The sequence below is a fragment of the Lishizhenia sp. genome, assembly GCF_033720595.1.
In the GTDB taxonomy this organism is placed as follows: Bacteria; Bacteroidota; Bacteroidia; order Flavobacteriales_D; family Crocinitomicaceae; genus Lishizhenia.
The window spans coordinates 1-14,049 of record NZ_JAWWCF010000067.1 but is presented as its reverse complement, the minus strand read 5'-3'; the positions used below and the strand labels follow the sequence as shown (position 1 = coordinate 14,049).

Annotated in this window: 13 protein-coding genes; 10 read left to right on the top strand and 3 right to left on the bottom strand. The window is 37.2% G+C overall.

From position 1 onward, the window contains the following. Together R3333_RS06650 and R3333_RS06645 are read left to right on the top strand one after the other, a co-directional pair. Nucleotides 1-1,153: hypothetical protein (locus tag R3333_RS06650; protein WP_318958005.1), on the top strand; the 1,153-nt coding region annotated here is incomplete at its 5' end. Beyond that, complete coding sequence (locus R3333_RS06645) at nucleotides 1,154-4,327, top strand: WG repeat-containing protein (protein WP_318958004.1); 3,174 nt, start codon at nucleotides 1,154-1,156, stop codon at nucleotides 4,325-4,327. It begins immediately after the preceding gene. Here R3333_RS06645 and R3333_RS06640 read toward each other — a convergent pair whose 3' ends face one another. Then, the gene (locus tag R3333_RS06640) at nucleotides 4,328-5,695 is read right to left on the bottom strand and encodes an aldehyde dehydrogenase family protein (protein ID WP_318958003.1); all 1,368 of its coding nucleotides are present in this window, start codon (nucleotides 5,693-5,695) and stop codon (nucleotides 4,328-4,330) included. A 64-nt stretch (nucleotides 5,696-5,759) separates the two neighbouring features. Further along, nucleotides 5,760-6,269, bottom strand: coding sequence for a heavy-metal-associated domain-containing protein (locus R3333_RS06635; RefSeq protein ID WP_318958002.1), 510 nt, complete (start codon nucleotides 6,267-6,269; stop codon nucleotides 5,760-5,762). Nucleotides 6,270-6,434: 165 nt separating this feature from the next. On the opposite strand from R3333_RS06635, the gene R3333_RS06630 reads away from it, so the two are divergent. From R3333_RS06630 to rpmA, 3 genes are all read left to right on the top strand, one after another. Continuing rightward, nucleotides 6,435-7,343 carry a DMT family transporter gene (locus R3333_RS06630; RefSeq protein ID WP_318958001.1) on the top strand — a complete coding sequence of 303 codons (909 nt, stop codon included), beginning with the start codon at nucleotides 6,435-6,437 and terminating at the stop codon, nucleotides 7,341-7,343. Between the two features lie 62 nt (nucleotides 7,344-7,405). Further along, complete coding sequence (gene rplU / locus R3333_RS06625; RefSeq protein ID WP_413468675.1) at nucleotides 7,406-7,717, top strand: 50S ribosomal protein L21; 312 nt, start codon at nucleotides 7,406-7,408, stop codon at nucleotides 7,715-7,717. Nucleotides 7,718-7,759: 42 nt separating this feature from the next. Next, on the top strand, nucleotides 7,760-8,029 hold the full coding sequence (rpmA, locus tag R3333_RS06620) for a 50S ribosomal protein L27 (RefSeq protein WP_090252556.1): 270 nt from the start codon (nucleotides 7,760-7,762) through the stop codon (nucleotides 8,027-8,029). A 346-nt stretch (nucleotides 8,030-8,375) separates the two neighbouring features. Here rpmA and R3333_RS06615 read toward each other — a convergent pair whose 3' ends face one another. Then, a complete protein-coding gene (locus tag R3333_RS06615) occupies nucleotides 8,376-8,762 on the bottom strand; it encodes a DUF4783 domain-containing protein (protein WP_318958000.1) in 387 nt (128 codons plus the stop codon). Nucleotides 8,763-8,867: 105 nt separating this feature from the next. Between R3333_RS06615 and rlmH the strand changes: the two genes are divergently transcribed. From rlmH to R3333_RS06590, 5 genes are all read left to right on the top strand, one after another. Beyond that, nucleotides 8,868-9,341 carry a 23S rRNA (pseudouridine(1915)-N(3))-methyltransferase RlmH gene (gene rlmH / locus R3333_RS06610; RefSeq protein WP_318957999.1) on the top strand — a complete coding sequence of 158 codons (474 nt, stop codon included), beginning with the start codon at nucleotides 8,868-8,870 and terminating at the stop codon, nucleotides 9,339-9,341. A gap of 198 nt (nucleotides 9,342-9,539) precedes the next feature. Next, nucleotides 9,540-10,334, top strand: coding sequence for a thymidylate synthase (locus R3333_RS06605; protein ID WP_318958006.1), 795 nt, complete (start codon nucleotides 9,540-9,542; stop codon nucleotides 10,332-10,334). Nucleotides 10,335-10,344: 10 nt separating this feature from the next. Next, nucleotides 10,345-10,854, top strand: coding sequence for a dihydrofolate reductase (locus tag R3333_RS06600; protein WP_318957998.1), 510 nt, complete (start codon nucleotides 10,345-10,347; stop codon nucleotides 10,852-10,854). A gap of 14 nt (nucleotides 10,855-10,868) precedes the next feature. Then, nucleotides 10,869-12,983 (top strand): DNA topoisomerase 3, encoded by a 2,115-nt coding sequence (locus R3333_RS06595; RefSeq protein ID WP_318957997.1) that lies wholly within the window; start codon nucleotides 10,869-10,871, stop codon nucleotides 12,981-12,983. Beyond that, nucleotides 12,983-13,636 carry a hypothetical protein gene (locus R3333_RS06590; protein WP_318957996.1) on the top strand — a complete coding sequence of 218 codons (654 nt, stop codon included), beginning with the start codon at nucleotides 12,983-12,985 and terminating at the stop codon, nucleotides 13,634-13,636. Before R3333_RS06595 ends, R3333_RS06590 begins: the two co-directional genes overlap by 1 nt. Nucleotides 13,637-14,049 lie beyond the last annotated feature (413 nt).

Here is a 14,049-nt window from a genome sequence, read left to right as displayed (position 1 = left end):
GACACAAGAACAAGCTACAGAAACCGCAGTTGAACCTGCAGGACCACTCAGTTATTCAGAATTTGAAATTAAAGATATTCCCGCTGAAAGCTTTGATTTTCTTAATGAAAATGGTGCAGAAATTACGCTTGAAAACGGTGGTCGAATCCGCATCTCTCCAAATAGTCTCGTGAATGAGCAAGGAGAAGTAATCAAAGGAGAGGTTCAATTGAGTTTTAAAGAGTACCATTCTTTAGTAGATATTTTAGTATCTGGTTTGCCGATGAAATATGATAGCGCAGGAGTGAGTTATGACTTTCAGTCTGCAGGTATGTTTACAATTGGTGCAACTCAAAATAATAATGAACTAAACATTAAAGAGGGAGCAGAAATAGAGGTGGATTTGGCCAACTATCAAGATACGAAATGCTATAATTTCTATGCTTTAAATGAAGAGACCGAAAATTGGGAATACCTAAAAAGTGATAGCTCAAAAGCGCAACCCAAGGAAGACAATCTAGTGTTGGATGTTGGATTAGAAATGGAGTATAGTCATATAGAGAGTTTGAACAATCAACTCGTTATCGCTTGGAAGGTGTTGGATGAAATTAATCCCTTAGAAGCGGAATTGATTCGACCAAAATATGTGGAGGAAGAAGCAGGGGATTATTATATTCACACCAACCATCCTAAATATAAGAAAGTGAAGGTAGCCCCAGTATTTCTTTCGGAAATGGAGGCAGAAGAAGGTGTGAATACGAATCTTTTGTATGCGTATAAAACCAAGAGTAAAACCTTTAGAGGTGCGAGTATCAATAGATTTGGAACTTACAATTGGGATAAAATTATAAAAGTACCGGAGTATTTTGCGAGCGTATCTACTTTGGCCTTTCCTCAATATGCTCCACAAGACTATCGTGTGAAATTATTGGTTTACGATCGCAATGCAGTATTCGAAAGACAAGCTTCGAATAAAACGAGTTTGCCGCTGTATTTAGATTCGAAAATGCTGTTAATGGCAATTTCAAAATATGGGGATGTAAGTATTATCGGAGCTAAGGATTTAGCTGCTTTTAGAAAGGGTGAAATCAGTGAATTACCTGCGTTTACATCATTAAAAGGTAAGTTTAAAAGCAATAGAGACTTGGAGAAAATCATGCAAGATTACATTTAAATGAGATTGATTTTTTTATCCATATTGTTACTTAGTGGTTTGGCATTCGGTCAATTTCCAATTTTGAAAAATGGAAGATGGGGAGTGATTAATGCCAAAGGCGAAATTGTTGTGGCTCCGCAATATCGAGGATTGTCTGTATTTAAATATGGCATGGCCGTAGCGAAAGGAGAGGGAGATTTATGCGCTTTGGTAAACCTTAAAAACCAAGAATTACTTCCACCGATTTATGATAAGATTGAAATCCTTGGTAAGGATGTAGTTCGCTTGTTTAAACAGGGAGAAGAATCTTTATATCAACTGTCTAATCAACAAATACTATTTGCAGGTATAGAGCAGTCTTCTGTAATTGGAGAGAATTGGTTTGTATTTAGAAGTAAGAACCAAACTCTTCTGTTCAATACCCAAACGCTTTTGTATAAAGAGCTATCTGTAGTACCAACCGTAAAAAAAGTGTTGCCGAACTTCATCGTTTTTGCCTTCGGGGATAAGGGCTATAACCTATACTTTGACGCCTATCTCAATAGATTTTTACAAAAGGAGATGGATTATAATACATCCGAAGTTTTTGATCTAGAAATCTTGAGGTTTGAAGATAGTGTTACCTATGTAAAACATACAAATGATAGTATATGGCAGTTGGTGGATGATATATCTTTTCATAAAAGTAATTATGTCCTGGTAAAGGATGGAAAGATGAACATTACTGATGGGGTGAGAACGATAAGCGAATTAGAGGGGGATGGATTTTTCCCGATGAGAGGTGGTTTTATCTTAATTAGAAATAAAGCTTTTTACGGAGTTGTAGATAGTTTATATAGACCTGTTTTGACCACTCGTTATGAAGGTGTAACTTATTTAGAAGAGCATGAATTATTTCAGACTTTTTTGCAGGGTAGGGTGCGTTTGTATACGAAATATGGAAAAGATTTACTTGGGAAATCCTTTGAGGAATTTAAAATTAATCTACCACTCATTAAGGCGTACTCAGGTAAGGGGATGACGCAATATTATGTGCAGGATAATAAAATAATAGGTTCTAAAACGTTTGAAAATGTAGTAAGGGTTTACGGTTATGGTTCCAATCAACGTGAAATGGATATTAGTTTTAAACCACAACTAGAAATTCCACCTTTGTGGTTTAGTGATACAGTTTTTAAACCGCTAGATTCATCCTTAATTACCGCTACAGATAGTGTATATATACATAGTGTGAAATGGGGAGTGAAACAACAAGATTCGATTTTGGTAGCTCCGCAGTTTGCACAACCACGAGCTTACGATAGTTTGCCTTTTTCTTATTCTAAAAATAAAAGAGTCAGTATCATTATTAATCATGAAGATTATAAAGGGTTCGTTTTTAATGCCAACACTACACGGATTTATAGGGATAAGAAGGAACAGTTTTTACGTATCAATACACCTGAGAACTATAGCATTATCAAAAGCGATAATGGTCAGGATTATTTTTCCATATTACAATCAGATGCTCCATATAGGTTAGGGGTGAAAATGACGGATCCTGAAGGTGTTTTATTGAATGCCTTTAATGGTGATAGTAGATTCTGGAGGTACTATACCTGTGGTTATGGTTTTACAGATCGATTAAGTGACTTGATCAAAGATGTTGCGTTTATGGAACGCAGAAACCATGTTGAGGTGAAGAAAAACTTCAATTTCTACAATGCCCAAGGTGATGCTGTTTTTTCAGACCCCTTTACATATGCTCAACCGTTTACAAAGGGAAAAGCTATTGTTGCGCGTAACGGCAATTACGGAATCATTCAGAAAGACTCTATTATAACGCCTTTGGAATATTCTAATATTTCGCGCATGAAGGAGTTTGGAGATACCATGTTTAAAGTCTATCAATTTTTAAAAGAAAGTGTAGTTTACGATGCAAAGCTTACTCAACTGCCCTATGTCAATTTTACACCGAGTAAGTTTAATCCTAACTATTTATTGATGAATAGTGGTAGAAATAAAATTTTGATCAATCAGCAAGGGAAGGTGTTGTATGAAGGAACCAAGTATTTGAAGTTTACACCTTACGATGAATATTATTTCCGTAAGAGAAGACGCATGTACCTATACACGAGTAATGGTGAAGAGCTAGCCATTGAAATGCCAGAGCCAGAATCTTGGCTAAGTGAAAGTTATTACTTAACCAAGAAAGGGAGTAAAATGGCGGTGATACATATAGATGGTGATACTTTAACCCCCTTTAATGTAAGAGAAGTACAGCGTAATGCTCGTTATTTTTTAATTGAAACGGGGATGGAGCAAATGTTATATTCTAAGGATTTTGAACTCCTGGAAAGTTATCCTTTACATAAAAAGGTGAAATTGGATCAAGCTGGAGATGGTTTTATAGTGACGAAGGGAGAGAGATCTGTTTACTACGAGAGTCATGCATCGAAGAAAAAGTCAAAATTCAAAGCAGGTCGTATAGCGCTTAGTGGCGGTTTGATTTTTCTGTGGGAAATGGACAGTGTTCAAATTTTTAAGGGTGATGAATTGATTGAAGTTGTAGAGGCGTTTGATTACATTGAAGAGGAAAAGGATGGAGTCCGTTTGCTTATGCAAAGGGGGATGAGGGAATGTATTGCAATGATCAGTAAGGAGAATGAAATTGTAATCATGGAGGAGAATTACTCATGTGAATACTTGGGCAATGGGTTTTTGAAGATGAGGGTGAGAAAGCAAGATTATAAGGTAAATGTTTATAATCCATTTGAAGACCTATCTTTTTTGTGTGATGACGTGGAAGGAAACTTCTGTTCTTTGGGCTTTTTGTTGATTGTAAAAGATCAAGCTTATTTTTACATAGATACCGAATTAAAGAAACAGTTCTATTACTTGTTTGAGGAGGCCAAGCCTTTTGTGAATGGCTACGCAGCGGTGAAACTAGAGGGGGGATGGACGCTTATTGACAAGAGTGGAGAACTACAGTCTTTTCCGGGGTACAGAGAGTTGAGCAATTGTGGCGGAAAGTATTTCCAAACTTTAGAGCGTGCAAAAGTAGGTATGGTGAATGCTCAGGGCGTAGAAGTTATACCTCCGATATACGATTTAATTACCAAGGTGAGTGATGAGGTAGTACAAGTTGTAAAAGACGGAAAGGTAGGTTATCTGCATATCAATGGAGATGTTATCTACCTTCCCGAAAAATAATTATTTGTTCTTAACAAGGATTTTTGCTTCTAAGTAATCGTGCATGGCATAAGCCACACCCTCTCTACCAAAACCAGATTCTTTTATACCTCCATAAGGCATGTTATCTACCCTAAAGGTTGTGGCTTCGTTATGGATTACTCCTCCAACTTCGAGGTCATTAAATGCTTGATTTAAATTTGAAATAGAATCTGTAAAAATTGCAGCTTGAAGTCCCCATTTACTATCATTAACTTCTTCAATTGCTGCACTTAATTCTTGAAAGGATTCGATGCATACAACAGGACCAAAAACCTCTTCGTCTCTTACTTTCATACCTTTCGCAGTAGAAGAGAGTAGTGTAGGTAAAAGAATATTGTCTTCCACTTTTCCTCCAAATTCTAGTTGAGCACCTTTGTTCTCTGCTTCTTCTATCCAAGATAATACGCGTTGTGTATTACTGTCATCTATCATGCAAGCAAAGTTGGTTTTGTCATCAGCAGGATTTCCCATGATTAATTTTTGGGTTTCTGTTTTAAAATGTTCCAAGAATTTCTCGTGAATTTCTTCTGCCACATATATGCGCTGCGTGTGGATACAAACCTGACCTGCATAGGCCCAAGCTCCCACTAAAAGTTTGTTCACAGCTTGTTCTATATCGGCATCTTTGCAAACTATAGCTGCTGCATTTCCTCCTAATTCAAGCACAACTTTTTTCTTTCCAGCTTGTTGTTTCATTTTCCAACCTACCGCCGGAGAGCCTGTAAATGAAAGCACGGCAATGCGATCATCGGCCACTAATTCATTTCCTTTTTCGCGAGAACAATGTACCAATTGCACACTGTGTTTAGGCAGTTTACTCGCGTTAATAACTTCTAATAAAAGTTCTGCCGTTAAAGGAGTTTTTGAAGATGGTTTTAAGAGTATTGGGGATCCCGTAGCAATTGCAGGAGCTACTTTGTGTACTGCTAGGTTTAAAGGGAAATTAAAGGGGGAGATTCCAAATACAACTCCAGAAGAAAAGTAGCGAATTTCACCAATTTTACGAGCTGTTTTAAGAGATCGCCCCAATTCCATTAATTCCTGGGGTGGGCGTAGAGCTTCCTCTGCTGCAATGGTGAAGGTTTGGATGGCTCTTTCAACTTCTCCGGCGGCATAGATTCGAGGTTTCCCTGCCTCTTGAATTATAAGTTCGGTAAACGCATCTTTTCTCTTTTCGATTTCCTGAGCAATAAAATGGAGCGCTTGCGAACGTTCAAAGGGGGTAAAAGCCTTCAATGCCGATTTTACCTTTTGAGCTTGTAAGATTTTTTGTTCTACCTCTGCGTCTGTGTGCAGGGCGAGTGTTTTTATTTTTTCTTTCGTGTATGGATTTATCACCTCAATCATGAGATGAATGTAGAAAGATTAGTGGAGAAAGGAAAGAATTGTTTGATTAAATTCCCTCTGTTGTTTAGAAGAATAAATGGTGCAAAATTTCCGTAAGATTAGGGAGGGAGATATTTTTGGTTTTTACTTTTAAAATACTGCTTTCCTCTTCCTCTCCTTCGAAATCTTCTGAAGTGTTCGTCTGCGATTCTTCCTCTTCTTTAACTTTTGCTTTGAAATCTGAGCTTTCTATATCTTCAATTGCAGAGATTAAATCACTAGCAGAGATAGAACTGTCATCATATTGTATCGTGGCAGTATTTGCTTTGCGGCCCTCTAAAAAGTCGAAGCTTACACTTTTTACCGCTTGTGTTGCATAAAGGTGTTTTCTAATTTCAGAACCACATCCCATTACACACATCATACCCTCTACCTCAACATCAATGCTGGCGTTGGCATTTACAAGAGATGGGTCATGAACTTTTTCCTCTTCAATTACTTCAGAATTAACGGAAGTTTCGGCCTCAGGACTTGTTTCGTTACAAGCACTTAAGGAGAATATTCCGAGTAAAGCGATGATAGTGAAGGGTTTCATTTTTGTTTTATTTTCAACAAATATACAAATGATTTGTTATTTAAACTAGTTTGTTTCTGTGGGATTTCTATTTCGAAAAATTAAAATGTGAGAATATTTTGTAGCAATCCTAGAAGTGATAGAAAAGCTTTTCTTCTATCTAGATAGTTGGACTATCTTTGCGCCATGCAAAAAGAAACAAAAAACTGGTTAACTCTTTTATTTCTGGCTTGCGTTTGGGGTTCATCCTTTATTCTTATGAAAAGAGGAATGATAGACAAAGCATCCGGTGATGAGATTTTTTCCAATACACAGGTAGGAGCACTTCGCATGGCTCTGGCAGGACTTGCTTTAGGTCCGTTTGCAATTCAACATTTATCGAAGATAAAGAATTTAAAAACCGTACTAAGCATTATGATAGTAGGGTTTTTAGGGAACTTTATTCCAGCATTTATGTTTACGTATGCAGAAACGGAACTTTCATCAGGTTACGCAGGGATGTTGAATAGTTTTACTCCAATTTTCACCTTATTGATAGGTATGATAGTATTCCAACAACGTTTAAACCGACTTCAAGTGGTTGGAGTTGTAATTGGAGCCATTGGGATTGTTTGGTTAATGATGGCGGGAGCCGATTTAAGTAGTTCCGGATCTTGGTGGCACATTATGGCTATCGTTTTAGCGACTTTGTGTTATGCTACCTCGGTAAACACAATTAAAAACAATCTACAGGGAATGAAGCCATTTGCCATTACCAGTATGGCATTCTTATTTACTTTGTTACCAGCCTTGATTTTAGGGTGGTATTATGGTGTTCAAGATACAATAATTAATAACCCTCATGCTTTAAGTGGATTAGGATATATTTCGATATTATCTTTGGTTGGAACAGCCTTGGCAGTAATTATTTTTAACCAATTGATAGCCAACTCCACAGCTTTGTTTGCAAGTAGTGTAACTTACTTTATTCCAATGGTAGCGGTGTTGTTTGGTATGCTTGATGGAGAAAGAATTACCATTTATCAAGTCTTGGCTATGACAGTTATTTTAACAGGTGTCTATATAGCCAATAAAATTGCTGTAAAAAGAGTTTGATGGTTGAATTTAAATTCCTATCTTTGCAGCTCGATTTTTGAAATTAATTTAATAATTAAGCTATGTACGCAATTGTAGAGATAGCAGGGCAGCAGTTTAAGGTGCAAAAAGACCAAAAGGTTTATGTTCACCGTTTGCAAGCAGAAGAAGGTTCAACTGTAGAGTTTGACAGAGTTTTGTTAACAGACGACAAAGGAACTGTAAACATTGGCGCCCCAGCTATAGAAGGTGCAAAAGTTTCAGCGAAAGTTGAAGAGCACTTGAAAGGAGATAAAGTAATCGTCTTCAAAAAGAAAAGAAGAAAAGGTTACAAAAAGAAAAATGGTCATCGTCAGTATTTAACTGCGATCACTATTACAGATATTAAAGCTTAGTAAGAAATAAATTCCGCAGGTCGGAAATAAAAACTTAAAAAGATGGCACATAAAAAAGGAGTCGGTAGTTCGAAGAACGGTAGAGAATCAGAATCGAAACGATTAGGAGTTAAGATTTTTGGAGGACAAGCAGCAATCGCTGGTAACATCATCGTTCGTCAAAGAGGAACAGCGCACCACCCTGGTAACAACGTAGGTATTGGTAAAGACCATACATTATACGCGTTAGTTGACGGTGTAGTTGAATTTAGAAAAAAGAAAAACAATAGATCTTACGTATCTATAGTTCCATTTGAAGGAGCTGAGGCTTAATCAAGTCTTTGTTGAAAATATTAAAGTCCGTATGCTTTTAGTGTACGGACTTTTTTGTACTTGGGATTTTGAGTAGGTGAATGTTGTGGTACTATTGATTAGTCGCATGTTTGCCAAAGCTATAATCTCTTTGTTTGTAGGTGTTGTGGATAGGTTTCTAATGTATGAGACTTGGATTTTGTAGGTCTTTTTCGATGGATTGGATATTTGTTAGGTAAAATAGTAGGGAGATTAAGGTGGTTTTTTTTCAGAAAGCCTTTTGTAGCGCTTAGTTTACTTATTGGCAAACATGCGACTAATCAAAGTATGAATCAGAAAAAAAAGAGTCAAACTCCTTCAACTCTTCCTATTCCTTCTCTATCGTTAATCGTTCAATGAGATAGGTCTTCTGTGAATTCAATTTGAATTGAAGGGTGATTCTGTAGCTGCTTTTATCTGAGACATAGGTGCCGATAGCATAAGAGCTGTTGCCGTGCTTCTTGCCCTTGAAAATAAACTTGAATGATTTTGCAGGGTGCGCCTTAAAGAAATTGTTGAGTACGAGTTCGCCTTGTTGGTGACTATATACTCCAGTCTTTCCATTTACGGTTATGGCAATTTTTTCTTTCCCTAATTTTATGATTTCACCGGCTTGTTGAGAGCTAAAATTTTTCGCAAGAACATCATAGGGGATATCTCCCGTAATGCCTGCACTTAAAATAATTGTGGTTAATACAGTAAGTAATAACTTCATTCTCTCCGTCTCGTTTTATTGCAGAATTGCAATAATTATGCCCATAGTAATAAGGTCGTAAAGTTTTTCAAAGATGTTACTTTTGTTCAATAAATACAAAGTTCGATGAAAATAAAATTAATCTGTGTAGGTAAAACTTCAAAGTCGTTTTTAGTAGAGGGAGAAAACGAATATTTAAAACGTTTGAAACATTATCTACCTGTTGAGCGCATTGAGTTGCCGGATGTAAAAAATGCAAAGAAACTTACAGAAGATCAGATTAAGCAGGCCGAAGGGGAGATGATCCTTTCCAAAATCAATCCGGGCGAAACAATTTTCTTGTTGGATGAAGGAGGTAAAACTTTTAGCTCAGAACAATATGCAGATTTCTTGCAGCAGAAATTTAATCAAGGTGGACACGGTTTAGTTTTTGTAATAGGTGGGCCTTATGGTTTTTCATCAGATATGTATGCCAAAGCAAATGGTAAAATCTCCTTGAGTAAAATGACTTTTTCACACCAAATGGTGCGCATGTTCTTTTTGGAGCAGGTCTACAGGGCTATGACTATCTTGAGGAATGAACCTTATCACCATAGATAGAAGCTATCATGATATTTCAATTAAGGTTTTAGTACTTTTTCGTTTTTAAAAAGAGAGCGTGGATTGTTGAAAACTGTCTTTTCCTGTTCATATTCACTCAAAATTTGAACGGCTATTTTCACTATTTTTAAACCGGATTTACGCCGATTTATATCCCCAAATTCTTGGTGGATGGGCAATAGCTTAATACAGAAAGAGATGCAGCAATATCACGATTTACTTCAGCATATTTTAGAAAACGGAACCGATAAAGGAGATAGAACTGGAACCGGAACACGTTCAGTTTTTGGTTACCAAATGAGATTTGATTTATCAGAAGGTTTCCCATGTGTAACTACGAAGAAATTACACCTTCGTTCTATTATTCATGAATTGTTGTGGTTTATTTCAGGTGATACAAATATCAAATACCTGAAAGACAATGGTGTATCTATTTGGGATGAATGGGCGGATGAAAATGGTGATTTAGGTCCGGTATACGGTCATCAATGGAGGTCTTGGCCAGGAAAGAATGGTGAGACAATAGATCAAATCACACAATTGGTCGATCAAATTAAAAACAATCCTAACTCTAGACGTTTATTGGTAAGTGCATGGAATGTAGCTGATGTTGAAAACATGGCTTTACCTCCTTGTCATTGTTTGTTCCAATTTTATGTAGCAGATGGTAAATTGAGCTGTCAGTTGTATCAACGTTCTGCAGATGTATTTTTAGGAGTACCTTTTAATATTGCGAGTTATGCCTTGTTTACAATGATGTTAGCACAAGTTTGTGGGTTAGAAGCAGGAGAGTTTATTCACACTTTTGGTGATGCTCACTTGTATTCAAATCACTTCGAGCAAACGGAGTTGCAATTGTCAAGAGACTTTAGGCCTTTACCGACAATGAAAATAAATCCTGATGTGAAAGACATTTTCTCTTTCAAATTCGAAGATTTTGAATTGTTAAATTACGAACCACATCCACACATTAAAGCTCCTGTAGCAGTATAATACCTGATTTATGAAGATAGCACTTATCGTAGCGATGGGCGAAAACAGAGAAATTGGAAAAGACAATGATCTGATTTGGCACCTTCCCAAAGACATGCAGTTTTTTAAAGATTCAACCAAAGGTCAAGTAGTTTTGATGGGTAGAAAGAACTGGGATTCAATACCTGAAAAATATCGTCCTTTACCCGGTAGAGAAAATGCTGTTTTGACCCGTACAAAAGGATTAGAACTTGAAGGAGCAACGGTTTTTAATACTTTGGAAGATGCTATTGCACATTACAAAGCATTGAATGACGATAGGGTTTTCTTTGTTATAGGTGGAGCTGAAATTTATAAGTTGGCCTTAGAAAAAGATGTGGTAGATGAAATGTACATCACCAACATCGCTGAAAGTTTTGATGCTCATGCTTTCTTTCCAGAAGTAGATTATTCTCAATGGAAGGATGAAGTAATCATGACCCATCAAAAAGATGAGAAAGATATTTACGATTTTGTAGTTAGAAAATATACCAAAGCCTAAGCTTAACGTACTCTATGAAAGTTTGCATAGCGGAGAAACCTAGTGTAGCAAAAGATATAGCCGAAATTTTAGGCGCTAAAAAGCGTAATGACGGTTATTACGAAGGAAATGGTTATCAAGTAACCTGGACCTTTGGGCATTTGTGTACGCTAAAAGAACCGCGCGACTATGTAGAGCGTTGGCGTTGGTGGAACATCATGGATTTACCCATGGTTCCATCTCGTTTTGGTATCAAAGTGATGGAAGATAGTGGAGTAAAGAAACAATTCTCCATAATCTCGAGACTCGTACAAAATTGTGATGAAGTTATAAACTGTGGTGATGCCGGCCAGGAGGGAGAGGTGATACAACGTTGGGTATTGCATTTAGCAAAATGTAAGGTTCCCGTAAAGCGTTTGTGGATTTCTTCTTTGACCGAAGAGGCGATTAAAGAAGGTTTTGAGAAGTTAAAAGACGCTAATGATTACAACAATCTGTATGCTGCAGGTTCTTCACGAGCAATAGGAGATTGGTTGTTGGGTATTAATTCTACGCGTTTGTTCACGTTGAAATACGGTCAACAAAAACAAGTGTTGTCTATTGGTAGGGTGCAAACCCCAACTTTGGCAATGATTGTAGATCGCACACTAGAGATACAAAATTTTAAACCGCAAGACTACTGGGAATTAAGAACAGTATATAGAGATACGGAGTTCAACAGTGTTTTGGGTAAAATACAAAAGGTAGAAAAGGCCAATTATGCTTTAGAAAAGATTAAAGAAGCCGAATTTACCATAACAAGTTTCGAACAAAAGGAAGGAAAAGAATCTCCGCCCAAATTGTTTGACTTAACAGCTCTGCAGGTAGAAGCCAACAAAAAGTTTGGTTATTCTGCAGATCTAACGCTGAAATATATTCAAGGACTTTACGAAAAGAAGTTTGTAACCTATCCAAGGGTTGATACAACTTACCTTTCTGAAGATATACATCCTAAAGTTCCGGGGATACTGCAGAAAATGGAGTATTACTCAAAACTAACAGGGCCTTTATTGGAAAAACCGATTCCAAAATCGAAGAATGTTTTTAACGATAAGAAAGTAACAGATCACCACGCTATTATTCCTACTGGAGTGGTGCCAAGTGGTGTGTCGCCCGAAGAAGGAAAAATATACGATTTGGTAGCTAAACGCTTTATTAGCGTGTTCTATCCTGACTGTATTGTGAGTAACACTACAGTGTTGGGAGAAGTGTTAAAACTGGAGTTTAAAACAACGGGTAAACAGATTCTTAAACCGGGTTGGAGAGTAGTCTATGCTGGCGATAAAGCCAAGAAAAAGGATGATGAGAACCTAATGCCAGTTTTTGAGGAAGGTGAAAGTGGTCCGCATGAACCTAGGGTTGATCAAAAGCAAACCTCACCGCCCAAGTACTATACGGAAGCAACCTTACTGCGTTCTATGGAAACGGCAGGTAAGAATGTAGACGATGAAGAGGCCCGAGAACTGATGAAGGACAATGGTATAGGTAGACCATCTACACGTGCCAACATTATAGAAACACTTTTTAGAAGAAGATACATTGCGCGTCAGCGAAAGAATATTGTAGCCACGCAAACAGGGATAGACCTGATCAATACCATACACAATGAAACTTTAAAATCTCCTGAACTTACCGGTGACTGGGAGAAGAAATTGCGTTTGATTGAGAAAGGAGAATACAGTTCTGAAGACTTTAAAAAGGAGTTGATTGAAATGGTTGTGGGGATTACCAATGAGGTAATGTTTAGAAAAGCTGATCAGGCCATAACCATACTTACAGATGAAGAGTTGGCAGCACAAAAGAAGAAGTCTAAGAAAAAAGCTGCTCCAAAGAAAAAGGTAAGTATAGAAGAATTGAAATGCCCAAAGTGTAATAAGGGAAGCATACTTACGGGTAAAAAAGCCTATGGTTGTGCTGAATTTAAGGCAGGGTGTAAATTTGTTTTGCCATTCCAATTCTTAAATAAGAAGTTGACCAATAAACAGGTGGTGGATTTGATTCAGAAAGGAAAGACAACAAAAATTAAAGGTTTACAAAAACCGGGAAGTGAAGAAAAAATTGATGGTAAATTGGCCTTCACTCCAGACTTCAATATCGAAATCATAGACTGATGAAATTTCTTAAGTATATACTTTTGCTTCCTGTTGCTTTATTGGCGTTTTACAGTGAGGCTATTTCCGCGTATCTGTTAGATTCTAATTGGTCATGGACTTTGAGTAAGTGGTGGATTTATATTTTATTATGGATTTTACCCATTTACTATATAACGGATATGCGCAGAACTCAGAAAAAAGGAGAGCGATTTGTTTTCCCCGTTTTGTTTTTTCTGTTGTCTACTACAGCGGCCGTTTTCCATTTTATTAGCTATCCTATTTATGACGGAGATATTTCCGGTGCTGGTGTAGAAATGCAAAAAGAAAAAACAATAGATGGTTTTCAAAATGGGTTATTGATGATATCCATTCCAGGTTGTCCGTACTGTTTTGAAGCAACAAGTACCTTGAAACAGCTAAAAGAAAGGACTCCAGAATTAGCTATAAGACAAGTTGTGTTGTCTGATGATATTGCAGATTTAGAGTTGTACCGAGAAGCTGCAGAGGGAATGTACACCGTGGATACAACATCGGCTTATTCATTTTATAGTCGAATAACCTCTAGCTACCCTACATTTGTGTTAGTAAAAGATGGGGAGATGCACAAGCAATGGAGAAACTCGGGATTTGGTGTAGTTGCAAAAGATGAGATTGAAGGCTTGGTGGAGTAAGTTAGAGTGAGTTGGAGTTAGAGCACGAGTAGGGAGTGTTTTCAAACAGGGGGTGGAGTGATAGCTTTGCGTGGCAGAAATGTAGTTTTTAAGCTGTGTTTTTAGCGACTAAAGAAGCTAAAAGAAGAAGCCTTTAAAAACACCTTTGTGCACGTAAACTTTAGCGGAAGACCCGGCCATTTGCCTACTAAAATTCAAAAAAAGATGATTCTGGAAATCTAGACCTATAGGTGTATAAAGAAAAAGGACCATCTTTTCAGACAGTCCTTCCAATATGATTATAAAATTAGCTTAGGCTACTTTGAGCTTGGCCATTTTAGATTTTGCAAATTGTTTTTGCGCGTAATCAAGCGTTACTTTAAACTCAGATTCATTCTTCGATGGAAGATCGAACATCGCTTCAGTTAAGATGG

Bases quoted from the DNA above. Each gene is read 5' to 3' on its own strand.
- rplU (WP_413468675.1), top strand. From the start codon at position 7,406: ATGTACGCAATTGTAGAGATAGCAGGGCAGCAGTTTAAGGTGCAAAAA.
- R3333_RS06605 (WP_318958006.1), top strand. From the start codon at position 9,540: ATGCAGCAATATCACGATTTACTTCAGCATATTTTAGAAAACGGAACC.
- rlmH (WP_318957999.1), top strand. From the start codon at position 8,868: ATGAAAATAAAATTAATCTGTGTAGGTAAAACTTCAAAGTCGTTTTTA.
- R3333_RS06635 (WP_318958002.1), bottom strand. From the start codon at position 6,269: ATGAAACCCTTCACTATCATCGCTTTACTCGGAATATTCTCCTTAAGT.
- R3333_RS06645 (WP_318958004.1), top strand. From the start codon at position 1,154: ATGAGATTGATTTTTTTATCCATATTGTTACTTAGTGGTTTGGCATTC.
- R3333_RS06595 (WP_318957997.1), top strand. From the start codon at position 10,869: ATGAAAGTTTGCATAGCGGAGAAACCTAGTGTAGCAAAAGATATAGCC.
- R3333_RS06590 (WP_318957996.1), top strand. From the start codon at position 12,983: ATGAAATTTCTTAAGTATATACTTTTGCTTCCTGTTGCTTTATTGGCG.
- R3333_RS06615 (WP_318958000.1), bottom strand. From the start codon at position 8,762: ATGAAGTTATTACTTACTGTATTAACCACAATTATTTTAAGTGCAGGC.
- rpmA (WP_090252556.1), top strand. From the start codon at position 7,760: ATGGCACATAAAAAAGGAGTCGGTAGTTCGAAGAACGGTAGAGAATCA.
- R3333_RS06630 (WP_318958001.1), top strand. From the start codon at position 6,435: ATGCAAAAAGAAACAAAAAACTGGTTAACTCTTTTATTTCTGGCTTGC.
- R3333_RS06600 (WP_318957998.1), top strand. From the start codon at position 10,345: ATGAAGATAGCACTTATCGTAGCGATGGGCGAAAACAGAGAAATTGGA.
- R3333_RS06640 (WP_318958003.1), bottom strand. From the start codon at position 5,695: ATGATTGAGGTGATAAATCCATACACGAAAGAAAAAATAAAAACACTC.